The organism is Collinsella aerofaciens, assembly GCF_964283865.1.
Taxonomy (GTDB): domain Bacteria; phylum Actinomycetota; class Coriobacteriia; order Coriobacteriales; family Coriobacteriaceae; genus Collinsella.
Window position 1 is genome coordinate 210,429 of record NZ_CAXYLS010000001.1, and the last position, 18,158, is coordinate 228,586.

Sequence of the window (18,158 nt, forward strand, 5' to 3'; positions counted from 1 at the left end):
AAAATCACGTGTCCACCCTATCCTAGGAGGTATGAAGCATGCTCATTGCATTGCAGGGCGCCGTTTCGCAGGGCGTCCTCTGGGGCATTATGGTGCTTGGCGTGTTTATCACGTTCCGCCTGCTCGACATCCCCGATATGACCTGCGACGGCAGCTTTGCCCTCGGCGGCTGTGTCTGCGCCGTGCTCATCGTCAACAATAACGTCGACCCCTTGCTCGCCGTGCTGGCCGGCATGTGCGCGGGCGCCATCGCGGGCGCCGTCACGGGCATCTTGACCACCGTCTTTGAGATTCCCGCAATCCTCGCCGGAATCCTTACGCAGATCAGTCTGTGGTCCATCAACCTGCGCATCATGGGCAAGTCCAACACGCCCATCCTTGCCAGGGGCACTATCTTCTCATCCGTCAGCAACATGACGGGCCTGCCGCAGTCCACTGTTGCCATTATCCTAGGCATTGTGCTGGCCGTGGCCATCGTCGCCATCCTGTACTGGTTCTTTGGCACCGAGATCGGCTCGGCGCTGCGTGCCACCGGCAACAACGAGTACATGATCCGCGCCCTGGGCGTTAACACCAACACCACCAAGATGATCGCCCTCGTGCTCTCCAACGCCCTCATCGGCCTCTCTGGCGCGCTTATCTGCCAGAGCCAAAAGTATGCCGACATTGGCATGGGTACCGGCGCCATCGTTATCGGTCTTGCCGCTATTGTTATCGGCGAGGTGCTCGGCCGCCTGCTGCCCGGCGGTCTCACGCAGTTTAGCGTCCGTCTTGCCTCCGCCGTCTTTGGCTCCGTGGTGTACTTCCTCATCCGCGCCATCGTGCTGCAGTTGGGCATGGACGCCAACGACATGAAGCTGCTCTCCGCCGTGATCGTCGCCGTGGCCCTGTGCGTGCCCGTGGTTTGGGAGCGCTACAAGCTCCGCAGCTCCTATACGAGGGGAGATGAGGCAGATGCTTAAGCTCTCGCACGTCAAGAAGACCTTTAACAAGGGCACCGTCACCGAGAAGCGCGCGCTTACCGGCGTCGACCTTACCCTCAATGATGGCGACTTTGTAACCGTGATCGGCGGCAACGGCGCCGGCAAGTCCACGCTGCTCAATATGATCGCCGGCGTGTATCCGCTCGATTCGGGTGTCATCGAGCTCGACGGCACCGACATCTCGCGTCTGAGCGAGTCGCAGCGCGCCAAGTACCTGGGCCGTGTGTTCCAGGACCCCATGCGCGGCACCGCAGCCGACATGCAAATTGCCGAAAACCTGGCCCTCGCCAAGCGCCGCGGCCAGCGTCGCGGTCTTTCGTGGGGCGTCACCAAGGCCGAGAAGGACGAGTACGTTGAGCTGCTCAAGCGCCTGGACCTCGGTCTGGACACGCGCCTCAACGCCAAGGTCGGCCTGCTCTCGGGCGGCCAGCGCCAGGCACTCACTCTGCTGATGGCCACGCTCACCAAGCCGCGCCTGCTGCTGCTCGACGAGCACACGGCGGCCCTCGACCCCAAGACGGCCTCTAAGGTGCTCAACCTGACCGAGGAGATTGTCGACGAAAACCATCTGACCACGCTCATGGTTACGCACAACATGAATGACGCTATCCGTCTGGGCAACCGTCTGATCATGATGCACGAGGGCCATGTGATCTACGACGTGGCCGGCGACGAGAAGAAGTCGCTCACCGTAGCCGACCTGCTGCAGAAGTTCGAGGAGGTCTCGGGCGGCGAGCTCGCCAACGACCGCATGCTGCTGAGCTAAAACCTGCCAAAAAGAGACTGGTTTATTTTGGTAGGTTTTACCTGCGCAAACGTCAAAACCGCCGCAAAGGGACAGACGCCCTTGCGGCGGTTTTCGCATATTATGTCGATAATCCAGCGTCAGCAGGGATCACTGGTTAAGAGCTAAGGAAACTGCCATGAGAAGACTCCTTCCCCGTCTTGCCTTGACCGCCGCTCTCCTCGCCGGTGCGCCCGCCGGCGCCCCAGCTTACGCCACCGCCCCCCATCCCAAGTTATCGGCCCGTCCGATGTGATCGGACGGGCTTTTGGTGGGTATCATGGTTGAACGATCATAGGAGGTTTTCCCTACATGGAATTGTTTGAGCCGATTCTCCATTTCTTTGCGCAGCGATGGGTCCACAACATCATCTGGGCCGGCATCTTGGCAATAGGCACCGCCGTCGCCGCCAAGGTCGCATCCAAGACCCTGCACCATCTGCTTAACCGAGACGACAATCCGCTTCCGGCATCGAGCATCTTCATCAACATCGCGCGCGCCGTTATCTGGATGATCGGCGGCAGCTTTATCCTCGACAACTGCTTTGGCATTAACGCAAACGCCCTCGTTGCCGCTCTTGGCGTCGGCGGCATCGCCATCTCGCTCGGCTTTCAGGACACGCTGTCAAATCTTATCGGCGGCATGCAGGTAACGTTTATGGGCATCATCAAGCCCGGCGACAATATCGAGGTCGGTGGCGTATCGGGCGTGGTCCAAGACATCACCTGGCGCCATACGACCATCGAGGACGCCTGCGGGCAGACCATCATCGTCCCCAACTCCAACATCTCCAAGAACACACTCGTGCACCTCATGCCCTTTGGGCGCGTGGCCGTCCCCGTCGCGGTCAAGGACACGTCCAAGTGGGCTTCACTGGACGCGTTGGCAGATGAGCTCACCGACGCCACCAAGGCCGCGGTGCTTCCCATCTCGGGCTTTGACAAGGAGCCCTACGTGCTCTTTAGCGAGATCGGCGACTTTGGCGTCAAGGGCAAAATCATCTTTATCGTCAGCGACGACAGCACCACTTTCACGGCAGCCGACGCCTGCATCCGCGCCATCGCCCCCATCATCGCCTAAAACCACCGCAAAGGGGACAGGCACCTTTGTGGTGGTTTCGCATCGTGGTACCATGGTTCATATCGTTGTTTAAACGACTAAGGGAGTAGACACCATGGAAGAGGCCTATCGTCAAGCACGCAAGCGCGGCGAGCAGGGACGCCGTCGCGCCATCAGCCAAAGCGAGCATCCATATCTTACGGACCTCGACAGCTTGGTCGCCCAGCTTCCCTGCGGGCAGCGCGAGAACATCGGCCTGCGGGACATTCCGCTCGAAATGGTCGTCGGCACGGTTACCAAAGGTCGCCAGTCCGCCTTTTCGTGTAACTTTATGCCGCTGCTCCCCTGGAATACCGAATTCGCCCGCAAATGGTCCAACCTCTACGATATCCAAATCTCCGAGGGCTACCGCGACCCCATCATCGTCACCGAGTTCATGCACCGCTTTTACGTCCAAGAGGGCAACAAGCGTGTCAGCGTCCTCAAATTCCTTGACGCTCCGACGGTTTCGGCCAAGGTGACGCGTCTGTACCCCGGTAAGTGGGATTCCGTCGAGAGCCGCCTGTACGGTGAGTTTTGCGCCTTTTGGTACGTATGCCCCCTGTACGAGATTGAGTTTTCGCGCGAGGGCAGCTACGAGATGCTTGCCAAAATGCTCGGCCAAGATCTTGTCGAAAAATGGCCTCAAAAGAAGGTCGACTACCTACGTCACACCTTCCTGCTCTTTAAGCGCGCCTATCTTCGCGCGGGCGGCGACCACTTGGACATTACGCCTGCCGATGCCATGCTCGTCTACCTCAACGTCTACAACCAGGACCGTCTGCTGGATACGCCGACGGATATCGTCGTCAACCGTCTGTGCAAGATTTGGCGCGAGCTTGTCATTGCCGGCAAAAGCGACGAGGACAAAGTCGATCTTGTCGAAGCGCCGCAGCCCAACGAGAAAGAGGGCGCACCGACAAAAGCTACCTCGGGCGTGCTCAACTTCTTTATGAGCAAGACCGTCTACTCCACTGCCAATCCCATGCGAATCGCCTTTATCCACGAGTTTCCCTGTGCCACGTCGAGCTGGGACAGCCTACACGACCAGGGCCGCCGGTATCTTGATGAGCACTTTGGCGGCATCGTGCGCACCGAGGCGTTCGAGGACTGCCACGATTCGGACGTGTTCTACGCCGCCGTCGAGACAGCCGTAAAGCACGGGGCGAACGTCATCTTCTCGACCTCACACCGGCTCATGGAATACACGCTCAGGGCGTCAGTCGAGTATCCCCAGGTGCGGTTCCTTAACTGCTCAATCGGCCTTCCCCACCAAAGCGTCCGCTCGTACTTTGGAAAGATGTACGAGGCCAAGTTCCTACTGGGCGCCCTTGCCGCCAGCATGGCCGACAACCACCGTATTGGCTACCATGCGTCGGTCTTCGCCTCGGGCGCGCTGAGCGAAATCAACGCCTTCGCTATCGGTGCCTCGCTGCTCGACCCTCGTGCGCAGATTATCCTCAGTTGGGGAGATGTTCCCGCCGGCGGTCTTGCCGAAGCCATGTGTCGCGAGGGCGTGAGCGTCATGACCGGCGCCGATATGTCCAAGTCTCTCGAGGACCCCACCGCCTACGGGCTTCACCGTCTGGTAAACGGCAAGGAAGTTACCGGTATTGCTATGCCGGTATGGAACTGGGGCCGTTACTACGAACTCATCGTACGCAGCCTACTGCACGGCACATGGGACGAGACCGCCGATGACCAGCAGGTGCGCGCCGTCAACTACTGGTACGGTATGAGCTCCGGCGTCATCGATATTCGCTACGCTCCGGGCCTACCCTATCAGACGCGTAAACTTGTGCAGCTGCTTCGCAACGGCATTGTCGAGGGCTCCATCAACCCATTTGGCGGCGAGCTCCACAGCCAGGACGGCGTGGTTCAGATTGAGGGCTTCCCTCCCCTGCCGAGTACGCAGATTGTCGAGATGAACTGGCTGGCTGACAACGTTATAGGCTCGATTCCGCAGCTCGATAACGAGCCGGAGGTCCGTGCCCTATGAATATCCTAGCCATTGCCGATGTAGAGGAGCGCTGCCTGTGGGAATGTTTTCGCAAGGAGCGCTTTGAGGACGTTGACCTGATTCTATCCGCAGGCGACCTGGATCCGGACTATCTTGAGTTTTTGGTCACTGTCATCAACAAACCGCTTGTGTACGTTCGTGGCAACCACGACGACCGCTACGCGCGCCATGCACCGGGCGGGTGCATTTGTGTTGAGGACAGCGTATATGTGTACCGAGGTATTCGCATTGCGGGTCTGGGCGGTTCCATGCGCTACCGCGACGGCGCGAACATGTATACCGAGCGCGAGATGGCAAAACGCATGCGCAAGCTATCGCGAAAAATCGCACTGGTAGACGGATGCGATATTCTACTTACCCATGCACCCGTCGCAGGCATGGGCGACCTGGACGACCTGCCGCATCGAGGATTCGAGTGCTTTAATGCGGCTCTTGAGTCTTGGGGTCCCGACTATATGATTCACGGGCATGTGCACCAAAGCTACGGCCCCAACTTTCAACGCGAGCGCCAACACCCATGCGGAACGAAGATTGTCAACGCCTGCGGCTATACCAAGATCGAAATTGACGAGGCGCGCTACCCCACGCGCGGTTGGAAGGCCGCTTGGCTCAACTCGCAAACCATGCGCCGCGAGCTCAAACGCCACGAAGCAATCGAGTCTTCAACCGCCAGAACCCCCTGGTAACTGCCAACAACCACCACGAAGGGGATAGGCGCCTTTATGGTGGTTTTGCTGACTCGTCCGACCTGTCCATCACGGTGCTTGTGTAATTAACGAGAACACTCATTGTTTTGTAAGGACGGCGCTCACGTGCCGTCTTTTTTTGTCAACTTATGCAGTCTCGACCGTGTTGTATGTAGAGGGACCTCGCGAGACGCCTTCCCTATATCCACCACGACCAATTGGAGGTGACACTATGCCTGCACGCCGTAACCGCAATAGCACGCTCCGATGCGATGCCGATCAGATCGAGCGGGAAGCAAAGCGCTTGGTCGACACGTATTCCGACCTCATCCTTCGATTGTGCTATTCGGCCCTTGGATCCGCTGACGACGCTCAAGACATCTGCCAGGACACGCTGATCAAGATTCTCCAACGCACTCAACCGTTCGACTCGCTCGAACACGAACGTGCTTGGGTGATCCGAGTCGCACTGAACGCATGTCGCGATATCGGCCGTACGCACGCGAATCACCCGGTTGTCGACCTCGATTCGCTCCCCGATTTCTGCGCACCCGTAACACATACCGAGCAAGAATTCGCGCAACGCGACTGCGCCATTCTTTCCGCTGTCACGGCCCTGCCTCAAGCACAGCGCATCGCCATCTTTTTGCACTACTACGCAGGCATGAGCATCAGGGAAATCGCAGACGCCGTTCACGCGACGCCAGCTGCAACCGCCCAGCACCTTAGCCGCGGACGTGCGTCACTTCGGCTTTCCTTGAAAGGAGACCACAATGACTACGAATTCGAATGGCTATCGCCACGCCCTGGAGCACATTTCGTTTACCGATAATGCGAAGCAGCACATGGCAAACTCGATTGCTCAGTCCGTCGCCTCAAGCGATGCGGCGACCGCTCAAAGCAACTTTAATGGCACGCGACGCAAGCCGCGCATCGCCCGCCATCCCGTAAGAACAGTCGCTCGCATTGCCGCTGTAACGGCAGTCCTCGCTATCGTCATTGGAGGCGCTGGCACGGCTATGGCAACAGGCGTCCTGCCGCTTCCTTCTGACATGCTTTCCGACATCTTTGACGGACCTGCTTCTCAAACCGAGATCATCGACCGTATTGGCCGGCCCGTCGGTGCTAGCTGCTCCAACAACGGAGTCACCGTGACCGCCGACGCCATCATGGGCGACAAGGATATGGTTACCATCGCCTATACGCTTACGTTCGACGATCCCGCTGCCCTGAAAAAGCTTTCCGAGCCGGGCGAGAACGGAACTATCGCCGGAAGTGTCGATGGAAACGTATACGTTGATGGCGAGCATGGCGGCCAAGGCCAATCATGGCTCATTGACAAGAACCCCAATGACTCCAGCATTCAATACTTTGCACAGTTCAGCGTTGAATCACCCGGCCTTATGGGCAGGACCGTCCGCACGCATATCAACTCTCTCGTTGTGCCACGTGCTGGCAAAGAGCTTCCCGAGTATAAGAAAATACTTACGGGCCCATGGGATCTTAAGTTCCAGCTGAATTACGAAGATACATCCGTTACGATTCCCGCGCCCAAATCGGTCAACTTTAACGGCACCAAGGCGACGATTCAAGAGGCCACCGTATCCTGCGTTGGCGTTTCAGTCCGCTACAACATAGATCGTTCCATCGAACACGACAACAACAGCGGCAAGATGTCTCAAAACATGGAGGAGTCTATGGATGCCGTTGGCAACATACCCCTCATCGTGACGTTCAAAGACGGTCATGTTGAGGACGCAACCAGCCACAGCGGCTATTTCGCAAATAAACTGGATAACGGCACCACTGATGTCCACAAGACCTGGCCGTTCTCGCAAGTTTGTGACACAGACAAGATTGCAAGCGTACAAATTGGCGATACGGTCATTCCCATGAATTCGTAACGCTACGCGGCTCGTATATGCACCCGGTTCCGCACTTCGCGTCTAAAGATGCGCTGTCATCGAGCAGCGTGAGCGCAAGGCCGCCCGTATGGTCGGCTGGGAACACCTCGTTGCGCTAAAAACCACCACGAAGGGGACCGGCACCTTTGTGGTGGTTTTGCTGACTCGTCCGACCTGTCCCAACGGTTTGTCTCAATCTGTAACAGGTAGGGCCCAAATAATCGGTTAGCTGTTACAGATCGAGACAGACCACGGATGCTCAGCCGAAAATCTCAATCTGTAACAGGTAGGAACGATTTTGCCCCTTAGATGTTACAGATTGAGATATTTGACAGCTTGAATCGGCATCGCCTACAGCGCGGCGACGACCTTGTCGCCCATCGTCGTGGTGCCGAGGATCTTATCTGCCGGGGTGTTGACATCGGCGATGTCACGGGTGCGCCAGCCCTCGTCGAGCACGCGCGCCACGGCGCTCTCGATCCACGCGGCTTGCTCGCCCATGTCGAGCGCGTAGGTCAGCAGCATCGCCACCGACAAGATTTGAGCCAGCGGATTGGCCACGCCGAGCCCCGCGATGTCAGGAGCGCTGCCAGCGCTCGGCCCAAACAGCGATACGCCATCATCCAGCGAGGCAGAGGCAAGCATACCGAGCGATCCGGTAATCTGAGCCGCCTCATCGGACAGGATGTCGCCGAACATGTTCTCCGTCACCACGACGTCAAAGTCTGCCGGTCGACTGATGAGCTGCATGGCGGCGTTGTCGACGAGCAGGTCCTCAAGCTCCACGTCGGAGTACTCCTCGTCTTGCACGCGATGCACGATCTCGCGCCACATGCGGCTCGTCTCCAGCACGTTGCGCTTATCAACGCTCGTCACCTTGCCGCGACGTTTGCGCGCCGCCTCAAATGCCTGGCGCGCAATGCGCTCAATCTCGTACTCGCGATACTCCATCACGTCGACCGCACGCTGACCGGCCGCACCCGCAGCGCCCGCGCAGGTCACGGATGCGGGCGCCAAAGTCCCACGGCATGTTGTAGCCCATCGTATCGGGGATGTTCACGACCGTGGCACCGGCCTTTACGGCCGCCTCGATAATGCGCACCAGAAACTCCTGATCGGAGCGGCCGGCATCCTCGGCATAAAACTCAACATCGTCAACGAACTTGCGAGCATGTTTGACGGCATGGATCGCTCACTCAATTGCCCTTTCCTCAGTCATATGGAGCTTGTCGCGCAGGTGACTGGTGCTCACACCCAGCCCTGTATGGATACGGGGCCTCTGGGCCGTTTTGAGCGCCTCTGCAGCCACTTCGATATCCCTGTCGACAGCGCGCGTCAGGCCGCATACCGTGCATCGGTCGCCCGCAATCTTGCCAATCTCCTGTACGGAGCGAAAGTCACCAGGACTCGAGATGGGAAAGCCCGCCTCGATAACGTCCACGTTCATGCGCACCAGCTGGCGGGCGATGAAGAGCTTTTCCTCGGTATTCATGCTGGCGCCCGGCGACTGCTCACCGTCGCACAGGGTGGCGTCAAAGATTGTGATTTTGCGGCTTATATGTTCCTCCTGATTGACCGTTTTATGACAGATGGCTTTCAGGAGAGAGAGAAGGCCTAGAGATAGAAAAATACCCGTGTCGCTCATCACGCCTGAAAGCGGCAGACGATAGCGCACCCGGGTACAACAAATCGTTATAGCGAGATTACAACCCTAGCGCGCTATCCAATCTAGTAGCGCTAGGCCTAGGAGCTGTTGCGTGTTCTTAAACATGTTGGGCTCCCTTCGGCCTCGGGTAGTACTACATCGCGCTAAAGTACAACACAAGTAAAACCACCACAAGGGTGCCTGTCCCCTTCGTGGTGGTTTCGTTGACTCAAAAGCAAGAAACCCGGTCGCGCGCGAGGCAGAACCGGGTTTCTTTAGCAATGCTTGCTTTGCTCAGGCAGTAAACTAGCAGTTACTCAGCCAGGAAGTCGCGCTGGACAGCGGGATCGACCTTGACGCCAGGGCCCATGGTGGAAGACACGGAGATGGACTTGACGTACTTGCCCTTAGCAGAAGAGGGCTTGACGCGCAGGATCTCGGTGTACAGGGCAGCGTAGTTCTCGACGAGCTGCTGCTCAGAGAAGGACTTCTTGCCCAGGGGCACGTGGCAGATGCCGTAACGGTCGGCGCGATACTCAACGCGGCCGGCCTTGAGCTCGGAGACCATCTTGGCGACGTCCATGGTCACGGTGCCGAGCTTGGGGTTCGGCATGAGGCCACGGGGACCAAGGATCTTACCGATGCGGCCAACCTTGGCCATCATGTTCGGCGTAGCGATAGCGGCGTCGAAGTTGATCTCGCCCTTCTGAATCTGGGCGACAAGCTCGTCGGAACCGATGATGTCGGCGCCGGCAGCCTCAGCCTCGCGGGCCTTCTCGCCCTCGGCGAAGACGGCAACACGAACGGTCTTGCCGGTGCCGTGGGGCAGGGAGATGGAACCACGGATGTTCTGGTCAGCCTTACGAGTATCGATGCCCAGACGGAAGTGGGCCTCGACGGTCTCGTCGAACTTGGCGGTGTCGAGCTCCTTAATGAGCTTGGCAGCCTGAAGGGGGGTGTAGAGCGTGGCGCGATCGATCTTCTCGGCAGCGGCGTTATAGCTCTTACCATGCTTAGCCATGTGCATTACCTCCTGTGGTTAAACGGGCGTGAGCCCTCCCACATCGTATCGTGTGCCCTATTGCACACATTTAACGGGCGCCCAGGTCGGAGCACCCGTCGTTACCATAAGAAATCGCTACTCAGCGATGGTGACGCCCATGGAACGGGCGGTACCGGCGATGATCTTCTTGGCGGCGTCAATGTCGTTGGCATTGAGGTCCGGCATCTTGATCTCGGCGATCTTGGTGAGCTGCTCCTGGGAGAGCTGACCAACCTTGTCGGCCTGGGGCTTAGCGGAACCAGACTTGAGGTTCAGCTCCTTCTTGATGAGGTGAGCCGCCGGCGGGGTCTTGGTGATGAAGGAGAAGGACTTATCCTCGTAGACAGAGATCTCAACGGGGATGATGTCGCCCTTCTTGTCCTGCGTCTCGGCGTTAAAGGCCTGGCAGAACTGCATGATGTTCACGCCAGCAGCGCCCAGAGCGGGGCCGACGGGAGGAGCGGGGTTAGCTGCACCAGCAGGAATCTGGAGCTTAATGACGTTGGCAACCTTCTTCTCAGCCATGGTCATTCCTTTCGAATCACGAGTGTGAAGTACTTGCTATATCGTAAGCACGCACGTGTTAGAAGCACTCCTGAGATGAGCAGTCACAGAAGAAGCACGCTCGCGCGAACGGACGAAAACTTAAGCGATGACAGCGACCTGGTTAAAGTCGAGCTCGACCGGCGTCTCGCGGCCAAAGATCATCAGCGTGACCTTGAGCTTGCCAGCCTCGGTGTTAACCTCGGAGACCTTGCCATCAAAGTCGGTAAGCGGGCCATCGGTGACGCGGACGGACGTGCCGACCTGAATATCAACCGAGGTGCGCTTGGGCGAATCGCCCTTACCGGGACGACGAGTCATCTTGTTGTACTCGTCGCGGGAAAGCGGAGCGGGCTTGCCGTTGCCGCCTAGGAAACCGGTGACGCCGGGCGTGTTGCGAACACACGTCCACGCATCGTCATCCATCTCCATGCGAACCAGGACATAACCCGGAAAGATCTTGGAATCCTTGGTCTCGCGCTTGCCACCCTCTTTGATCTCGGTGACACGCTCCATAGGAATCTCGATATCAAAGATACGGTCCTGCATGCCCATGGTCTCGATACGATGCTCGAGATCGGACTTTACGCGGTTCTCGTATCCGGAGTAAGTGTGAACGACGTACCAACGCTTAGACATGGTTTAGCCCCTCAATCCAGAGAACAGAGCAAGAGCCTCGCCAAAGCCAGCATCGAGCAGAGCGATGACGACGCCGACGACGACCAGAGAAGCGCAAACGACGACCGAGTAGTTCACGAGCTCCTTCTTATCAGGCCACGTGACACGCTTCATCTCGGACTTGACCGAAGCGAAATACTTCTTGGTGCGGGCGAAGAAACCAGGCTTCTCGTTCTTCTTAGACTTCGCAGCCTTCTCGCTCTTCTTGGCAACGGCCTTCTTGGCCTCAACCTTGGAGTTGGCGGCAGCGTTGTTGGCAGGCGCCTGCTGCTGTGCCTTCTTCTTGTTCTTCTTGTTGGCCATTTGGGTTACCTCCGCGCAATGCGCTTATACATGAGTAAACCGTAAGCCCCCAAGTGGGAGCTTACGGAATAATGACTGGCACGCCAGGAAGGACTCGAACCCTCAACACTCGGTTTTGGAGACCGATGCTCTACCAATTGAACTACTGGCGTATATGACTAGAGACTAGCGAGTCTCTTTGTGCAGCGTGTGGTGACGGCACCAGGGGCAATACTTCTTGATCTCCATACGATCAGGCATGGTCGACTTGTTCTTGGTGGTCGTATAGTTGCGGCGCTTGCACTCAGTGCACGCAAGAGTAACTAGAGTACGCATGTATCCTGAACCTTTCATTTCCGCCCCGTACGGGCACGAGTTGTTACTTTATCAGCTCCACGTAAGTGCTGTCAATGAAAACCTCGAGTCAATTGGTTCTCGGTGGATCCATTCATATTTGGAACACATCAATGAAGCCATCGAGATCTAATCGACGGTGCATCCAGGACCATTATCGATCCTCTCGACACCAGCAACGGCTCAATATCCATTGCAGAAAAGAACCCGGCACCCAAATAAGTGCCGGGTTCTCTAAGTCAGCTATATCAAAGAGCTAATTTACTCAATGATCGTGGAGACGATGCCCGAACCGACGGTGTGGCCACCCTCGCGGATAGCGAAGCGCAGGCCCTCCTCCATGGCGATCGGGTGGATGAGGTCGCCCTCGATGGTGATGTGGTCACCAGGCATAGCCATCTCGGTGCCCTCGGGGAGCTTGACCGTACCGGTAACGTCGGTGGTACGGAAGTAGAACTGAGGACGATAACCATCGAAGAACGGGGTATGACGGCCGCCCTCCTCCTTGGTCAGAACGTAGATCTCACCGGTGAACTTGGTGTGCGGGGTAACCGAACCGGGCTTGCAGAGAACCTGGCCGCGCTCGATGTCCTCGCGCTTGATGCCGCGGAGCAGCAGACCGACGTTGTCGCCAGCCTCGCAGAAGTCCATGGACTTACGGAACATCTCGATACCGGTAACGACGGTGTTCTGGGTATCCTTGATGCCGACGATCTCGACGGGCTCGTTGAGCTTGAGCTCACCGCGCTCGACACGGCCGGTAGCAACGGTACCACGGCCGGAGATGGTCATAACGTCCTCAACGGCCATCAGGAACGGAAGGTCGTTGTTACGAGCAGGCGTCGGGATGTACTCGTCGACGGCGTTCATGAGCTCGCGGATAGCGTCCATCCACTTGGCGTCGCCCTCGAGAGCGCCCAGAGCGGAACCACGGATGACGGGGATGTCGTCGCCGGGGAAATCGTACTCGGAGAGGAGCTCACGGGTCTCCATCTCGACGAGGTCGATAAGCTCGTCATCGTCGACCATGTCGCACTTGTTCAGGAAGACGACGATGTAGGGAACGCCGACCTGACGGGCGAGCAGGATGTGCTCGCGAGTCTGAGCCATGGGGCCGTCGGTAGCAGCGATGACCAGGATAGCGCCGTCCATCTGAGCAGCGCCGGAGATCATGTTCTTGACGTAGTCAGCGTGGCCCGGGCAGTCAACGTGAGCGTAGTGACGGGAAGCGGTCTCGTACTCGACGTGGGAGACGGAGATCGTAATGCCGCGCTCGCGCTCCTCGGGAGCCTTGTCGATGTTCTCGAACGCAGTGAAGTCAGCCTTGCAGCCCTCGGTCTCGGAGAGAACCTTGGTGATGGCAGCGGTCAGCGTGGTCTTGCCGTGGTCGACGTGACCAATGGTGCCGATGTTAACATGCGGCTTAGTGCGCTCAAACTTCTCTTTGGCCATAAAGCCCTCCTCTTAACAGGTCGTCCCCGGACGGGACTTTGCCTTTATACCATAGTGGCCTCTCAACATACTATTGAGAAGCCACCGTGTTACCTATGGTAGCGGTGACTGGATTCGAACCAGTGACGCCACGGGTATGAACCGTGTGCTCTAACCAACTGAGCTACACCGCCGGATGGAGCCTGCAACCAGACTTGAACTGGTGACCTCTTCGTTACCAACGAAGTGCTCTACCGACTGAGCTATACAGGCACTTGACGGGTGGGAGCTATAGGATTCGAACCTATGTAGGCAGAGCCAACGGGTTTACAGCCCGTCCCCATTAACCACTCGGGCAAACTCCCAATCGTTCAAGTATCCGCAGGTTCTTTGGTCTTTTGGACCGCCGCCCCCGCGAACGAAAAAGATAATACGATGCAACCTTGGGGGCTGTCAACGAAAACCTCTAGATACACGGTTCCGGGCGTATCTATATACCTTTGACCTGCGGTTTTGTTGAGTTTGATTATGTGGAGTGATGAATTTGGCAATGCCGGCGTCATTTCCCAAGGGAACACTTTGGCGTAATGGAGTATGTCTGCAGTCTCGACCCTCGATAACGGATCCCTTGCGCTTATTACATAGGTCGTGATCGGGCTTCACCGGCACAATCGAGCGTGGATTTTCTCCCGTTTGACATCGAGCGTGGATAATCTCCCACTTTTGGCGTGTTTCTGAGGCCAAAGTGGCAGATTATCCACGCTCATTCTCCAGGCGGGAGATTTTCCACTCTCGTGTGTCCGAAAATCCTCGCTCGATGACGATGACCAACCTCACCCTGGCTTCTGTCTCGATCTGTAACAGTAAGAGGGTTATTCCTCCTCTATCTGTTACAGATCGAGATGTTTCCCTGGCGGCTTGTCTGTTTATCTAAATCTATAACAGCAAGAACGGCTTTCAGCCTCTTCGTGTTACAGATCGAGATGTTATCGGCCGTCCCTTGGCAATGTCTCGATCTGTAACTATAAGGAGGGTCTTCAGCCCACTCGTGTTACAGATCGAGTCAAACCTGAAGCTTGGTTGGCGCCAAACACGCTGACTTATCGACATAAATAGAAACGGGCCCTGTCCCTCAGGGGGACAGGGCCCGAAACTCTCATGGAGCCAGTGACAGGAATCGAACCTGCAACCCACTGATTACAAATCAGTTGCGCTACCGTTGCGCCACACTGGCACACTTGGCGCTTTCGCGCGAAGCCAGTTAAGAATAAAGGAATTGCGGACGAGGCGCAACAGACCCTTCGACCGACCATATCTCAAAACTATTCGTCAGAACGAATAGTTTTATCCGTTCGCCAAAACCAAAAACTATTCGTTTTGGCGACGGCAACCCACAGTCCGTTGATTACAAATCAACGGGCCGGCCAATTGGGAAACGGGTCTCTATGGATAATCCCCTACCTCCCGCGCAGGGCCTTGAGCTTGGCCAGGGCATCGGGGCTCAGGCGGCTGCCCAGGGTCATCTTGATCTGCGGAGCTTCCTCTGCCTCGTGAACATCGTTATCTATCTGCTTGATCTCGTCCACCAGCATGCGGCTCGAGATGCGCGTAACGCCCTTACCCATGACGACGGCCTGGATCGTGCCGTCGCTCGACACCACGGAGCACGCGCGGCCTTCCTCGCGCGCCTCGATGCAGAGCTTCTGCACCACGGTGTCGGCCGATACGCCCGTCGGCGAAAACTCGATGCGCACGCCGCGGGCCGGCAGGTTGGGACGCTCGCTGGAGATATTGCCCGCGCCGTCAAACACGATTACGGCCTCGTAGCGGCCCTGGGCAAACGCGGCAACATCGTTGATGAGTGCCGTGCGCGCCATATCGTGAACGTCGCTGGAATACGGATCATCGGAATGGTCGTAGACGAGCTTTTCGTAGCGCGGCGTGCAGTGGATCACGTTGTAGCCGTCGACCACCAGCAGCTCGGGCTTATTGGGGTGCACCGTCGAGACCGGGTCGGCGATGGCCTGCGCAAACGCATTGCCGCCCACGCCATAGGTCGCGGCCGAAACAATCGGCTTGGCCGAGCCTTCGCCAAAGCGCTTGGCCTTGGACTTGGCGCGGTTCTTCTTGGACATGCGCTACTCCTCCCCCATGAGCTCGCCGGCATTGCGGCGCAGCCACTCAAAGCACAGCGCGGTGGTCGCCTGGGCCACATTGAGACTCTCGGTCATGCCGCGCTGGGGAAGCTTGGTCAAAAAGTCGCATTTCTCGAGCACCAGGCGCGAGATGCCGTCGCCCTCGGAGCCCATGACGAGCGCAACGCGGCCCTCGAAGGGAGCATCCCAGCAGCTGCCCTCGGCGTGCTCGGAAGCACCGCCCACCCAAAAGCCGGCGGCCTTGAGGTCGTCAAGCGCTCGGGCGATATTGGGAACTTGCGCGATGGGCAGGTGCATGACGGCACCAGCAGAGGTTTTGTAGCTGCCCACGGTCACACCGGCGGCGCGCTTGTTTGCAATGATGACGCCCGCCGCGCCCACGACCTCGGCGGAGCGCACGATCGCACCAAAGTTGCCATCGTCGGTCACATGGTCGAGCACGACGACGAGCGCCGGTCCGTCACCCGCGCGATCGAGGATATCGGCGACATCAGCATAGGGGAAATTGCCCACCTCGAGCGCAATGCCCTGGTGAGCGCCATGGCTCGACAGCGCATCGAGCTGCGTGCGCGGCACATACTTAATGCGGACGTCCGCGGCGTTGAGGTCGTCGACCAGGCGCGACAAGGCGGCATCGCGCTCCCCGCCCTCGGCGATGAGCGCGCACTTGACGGGAAAGCCGGTACGCAGTGCCTCGGCGGCAGCACGACGACCTTCGATAAACTCGCCCTTGGGAACCTGGACAGCGTCGCGGTTACGATCGCGTTGCGGACGTGCGGCCTGGGCGCGATCGCGCTGGCCCTCGGGAGCGGCAGCGCGGTCGTTGCGGCGAATCGGACGCGAGCCAGAAGCAGTCTGCTTGCCGCCACGAGGCGCACGCTTGCGATTGTCGGCCATAAAACGGCCTCCTTTAAAAAATTTTCAAACAGGACAAAAGAAGCGACCGCTTAAGACGAATAGCTCAAGCGGTCGGTACGGGTTTTCCAAGTGCCCGAGATTGCCGTGAAAGAGGAGCGACGCGTACTTGAGTACGCGAGCGACGGTTTGAACGGCAAGGTCGGGTGCTTGGGAAACCCGAGGGGATTAGAGAGATTTGATACGGGTGCCGGCGGCGGTATCTTCAATCGTCAGGCCCAGGTCCTTGAGCTGATCGCGGATGGCGTCGGCCAGATCCCAGTTCTTGGCAGCGCGGGCCTCGGCGCGGGCCTCGAGAATCTTGGCAGCGGCCTCGTCCACGTCGTCGCCCGTGTAGGCAACCAGGCCGGCGGCTACGCCCAGCAGGCCCAGCGGCAACTCGACCTTTGGCTCGGGGAGCTCAACGCCAAACGTATCGAGCAGCTCGACCAGCGTATCGGCGGCGGCAAGCGCGGCGGCCTTGTCGGCAGCGTCGCCCGCCTGCTCCAGGTACTGGTTGCACTCGGTCACAAAGCCAAAGACGGCACCCATGGCACCGGCGGTGTTAAAGTCGTCGTCCATGCACTCCTTAAAGGTGGCACGGGTCTCGGCGGCCTTGGCGGCAAACGCCTCGGATGCTGCCTCATCGGCATCGGCCGTCGCGTGGTTCGCGGCCCAACGCAGGTTCTCGACCGTACCGGCGATACGCGTGAGCGAGTTTTCGGCACCCTCCAGGCGCTCCCAAGAAAAGTCGAGCGGCGAGCGATAGCTCGTCTGCAGCATCAGCAGGCGCAGGGCGGCAGCGGAGTGCTGCTCGAGGACCTCGGCCAGCGTAAAGAAGTTTCCGAGCGACTTGGACATCTTCTCGCCGTCAACCAGCAGCATGCCCGTGTGCATCCAGGTGTTGGAAAAGCCCTGGTGCCAAGCGCAGGTAGCCTGGGCGCACTCGTTCTCGTGATGCGGGAAGGCAAGGTCGGAGCCGCCGCCATGAATGTCAATTGGGGTGCCCAGGTAGCGGTGCGCCATGGCGGCGCACTCGGTGTGCCAACCGGGACGGCCCTCGCCCCAGGGGCTCGGCCAGCTGGGCTCGCCGGGCTTTGCGGCCTTCCACAGGGCAAAGTCGAGCGGGTCGTTCTTGTCCTCGTTCTCCTCGATACGTGCACCAACCATAAGGTCATCGATGTTGCGGCCCGAGACCTGGCCATAGTTGGGATCGCTGCGCACGGCAAAGTACACGTCGCCGTTATCGGCGGCGTAAGCGTGGCCCTGCTCGATGAGCGTCTTGATCATGGCGATCATGGGGCCGATCTCCTTGGTGGCGCGGGGGCGCACATCGGGATCGAGCACGTTGGCGGCGCGCATGACGCCGATGAACTTATCCGAGAACTCCGTCGCGACCTCGGCAGCCGTACGGCCCTGCTCGTTGGCGCGCTTGATGATCTTGTCGTCGACATCGGTGAGGTTCTGGGCGAACGTGACCTCGTAGCCGCTCGCGATGAGCCAGCGACGAATCACGTCAAAACTGATGAACGTGCGGGCATTGCCGATGTGTATGTTGTCGTAGACCGTGGGGCCGCACACGTACATGCGGACCTTGCCGGACTCGATGGGCTGGAACTCTTCCTTTTTATGGGTAGCGCTGTTGTAGATACGCATTC

The 18,158-nt window shown here is 58.5% G+C and carries 17 protein-coding genes, 5 tRNA genes and 1 pseudogene; 7 read left to right on the plus strand and 16 right to left on the minus strand.

The annotated features are described in order from the left end of the window. The first annotated feature begins 38 nt into the window (after positions 1-38). From ACRX4W_RS00925 to ACRX4W_RS00955, 7 genes are all read left to right on the plus strand, one after another. Positions 39-962 (plus strand): ABC transporter permease, encoded by a 924-nt coding sequence (locus ACRX4W_RS00925; RefSeq protein ID WP_432298918.1) that lies wholly within the window; start codon positions 39-41, stop codon positions 960-962. Further along, complete coding sequence (locus ACRX4W_RS00930; RefSeq protein WP_022093887.1) at positions 955-1,749, plus strand: ABC transporter ATP-binding protein; 795 nt, start codon at positions 955-957, stop codon at positions 1,747-1,749. The genes ACRX4W_RS00925 and ACRX4W_RS00930 overlap by 8 nt, the downstream gene beginning before the upstream one ends. Before the next feature lie 330 nt (positions 1,750-2,079). Then, entirely contained in the window at positions 2,080-2,847 is a 768-nt protein-coding gene (locus tag ACRX4W_RS00935) for a mechanosensitive ion channel family protein (protein ID WP_432298919.1), read from the plus strand. A gap of 94 nt (positions 2,848-2,941) precedes the next feature. After that, positions 2,942-4,864, plus strand: a complete 1,923-nt coding sequence (locus tag ACRX4W_RS00940; RefSeq protein ID WP_432298920.1) for a BMP family ABC transporter substrate-binding protein — start codon at positions 2,942-2,944, stop codon at positions 4,862-4,864. Then, positions 4,861-5,571 carry a metallophosphoesterase family protein gene (locus ACRX4W_RS00945; protein ID WP_117639531.1) on the plus strand — a complete coding sequence of 237 codons (711 nt, stop codon included), beginning with the start codon at positions 4,861-4,863 and terminating at the stop codon, positions 5,569-5,571. Before ACRX4W_RS00940 ends, ACRX4W_RS00945 begins: the two co-directional genes overlap by 4 nt. A gap of 232 nt (positions 5,572-5,803) precedes the next feature. Further along, positions 5,804-6,403, plus strand: coding sequence for an RNA polymerase sigma factor (locus ACRX4W_RS00950; RefSeq protein ID WP_432298921.1), 600 nt, complete (start codon positions 5,804-5,806; stop codon positions 6,401-6,403). Continuing rightward, positions 6,345-7,475, plus strand: a complete 1,131-nt coding sequence (locus tag ACRX4W_RS00955) for a DUF4179 domain-containing protein (RefSeq protein ID WP_432298922.1) — start codon at positions 6,345-6,347, stop codon at positions 7,473-7,475. The genes ACRX4W_RS00950 and ACRX4W_RS00955 overlap by 59 nt, the downstream gene beginning before the upstream one ends. Positions 7,476-7,826: 351 nt before the next feature. On the opposite strand, the gene ACRX4W_RS00960 is transcribed toward ACRX4W_RS00955, so the two are convergent. The 16 genes and pseudogenes from ACRX4W_RS00960 to cysS form a co-directional block, all read right to left on the minus strand. Beyond that, positions 7,827-8,477, minus strand: a complete 651-nt coding sequence (locus tag ACRX4W_RS00960; protein ID WP_233502585.1) for an isocitrate/isopropylmalate family dehydrogenase — start codon at positions 8,475-8,477, stop codon at positions 7,827-7,829. Further along, positions 8,401-9,120, minus strand: a pseudogene (locus tag ACRX4W_RS00965) (beta/alpha barrel domain-containing protein). The gene ACRX4W_RS00960 and the pseudogene ACRX4W_RS00965 overlap by 77 nt, the downstream one beginning before the upstream one ends. Before the next feature lie 313 nt (positions 9,121-9,433). Further along, positions 9,434-10,141 carry a 50S ribosomal protein L1 gene (gene rplA / locus ACRX4W_RS00970; protein WP_022093892.1) on the minus strand — a complete coding sequence of 236 codons (708 nt, stop codon included), beginning with the start codon at positions 10,139-10,141 and terminating at the stop codon, positions 9,434-9,436. A 117-nt stretch (positions 10,142-10,258) separates the two neighbouring features. Further along, a complete protein-coding gene (gene rplK, locus ACRX4W_RS00975) occupies positions 10,259-10,687 on the minus strand; it encodes a 50S ribosomal protein L11 (protein ID WP_022093893.1) in 429 nt (142 codons plus the stop codon). Positions 10,688-10,807: 120 nt separating this feature from the next. Then, positions 10,808-11,344 (minus strand): transcription termination/antitermination protein NusG, encoded by a 537-nt coding sequence (nusG, locus tag ACRX4W_RS00980; protein WP_006234984.1) that lies wholly within the window; start codon positions 11,342-11,344, stop codon positions 10,808-10,810. Between the two features lie 3 nt (positions 11,345-11,347). Next, the gene (secE, locus tag ACRX4W_RS00985; protein ID WP_117855823.1) at positions 11,348-11,686 is read right to left on the minus strand and encodes a preprotein translocase subunit SecE; all 339 of its coding nucleotides are present in this window, start codon (positions 11,684-11,686) and stop codon (positions 11,348-11,350) included. 76 nt (positions 11,687-11,762) lie between these two features. Next, positions 11,763-11,838 (minus strand) — tRNA-Trp (locus ACRX4W_RS00990). Positions 11,839-11,851: 13 nt separating this feature from the next. Next, positions 11,852-12,001, minus strand: coding sequence for a 50S ribosomal protein L33 (gene rpmG / locus ACRX4W_RS00995; RefSeq protein ID WP_022093895.1), 150 nt, complete (start codon positions 11,999-12,001; stop codon positions 11,852-11,854). A 279-nt stretch (positions 12,002-12,280) separates the two neighbouring features. Then, on the minus strand, positions 12,281-13,471 hold the full coding sequence (tuf, locus tag ACRX4W_RS01000; RefSeq protein WP_089572520.1) for an elongation factor Tu: 1,191 nt from the start codon (positions 13,469-13,471) through the stop codon (positions 12,281-12,283). A gap of 96 nt (positions 13,472-13,567) precedes the next feature. Next, a tRNA-Met gene (locus ACRX4W_RS01005) sits at positions 13,568-13,644 on the minus strand. 3 nt (positions 13,645-13,647) lie between these two features. After that, positions 13,648-13,723 (minus strand) — tRNA-Thr (locus ACRX4W_RS01010). A 10-nt stretch (positions 13,724-13,733) separates the two neighbouring features. Further along, a tRNA-Tyr gene (locus ACRX4W_RS01015) sits at positions 13,734-13,815 on the minus strand. A 794-nt stretch (positions 13,816-14,609) separates the two neighbouring features. Next, positions 14,610-14,684, minus strand: a tRNA-Thr gene (locus tag ACRX4W_RS01020). A 223-nt stretch (positions 14,685-14,907) separates the two neighbouring features. Then, positions 14,908-15,585: an NYN domain-containing protein gene (locus tag ACRX4W_RS01025; RefSeq protein ID WP_432298923.1), complete on the minus strand. Its 678-nt coding sequence runs from the start codon at positions 15,583-15,585 to the stop codon at positions 14,908-14,910. A 3-nt stretch (positions 15,586-15,588) separates the two neighbouring features. Beyond that, positions 15,589-16,503, minus strand: coding sequence for a 23S rRNA (guanosine(2251)-2'-O)-methyltransferase RlmB (rlmB, locus tag ACRX4W_RS01030; protein ID WP_432298924.1), 915 nt, complete (start codon positions 16,501-16,503; stop codon positions 15,589-15,591). Positions 16,504-16,689: 186 nt separating this feature from the next. Further along, on the minus strand, positions 16,690-18,156 hold the full coding sequence (gene cysS / locus ACRX4W_RS01035) for a cysteine--tRNA ligase (RefSeq protein WP_432298925.1): 1,467 nt from the start codon (positions 18,154-18,156) through the stop codon (positions 16,690-16,692). Positions 18,157-18,158: the final 2 nt, after the last annotated feature.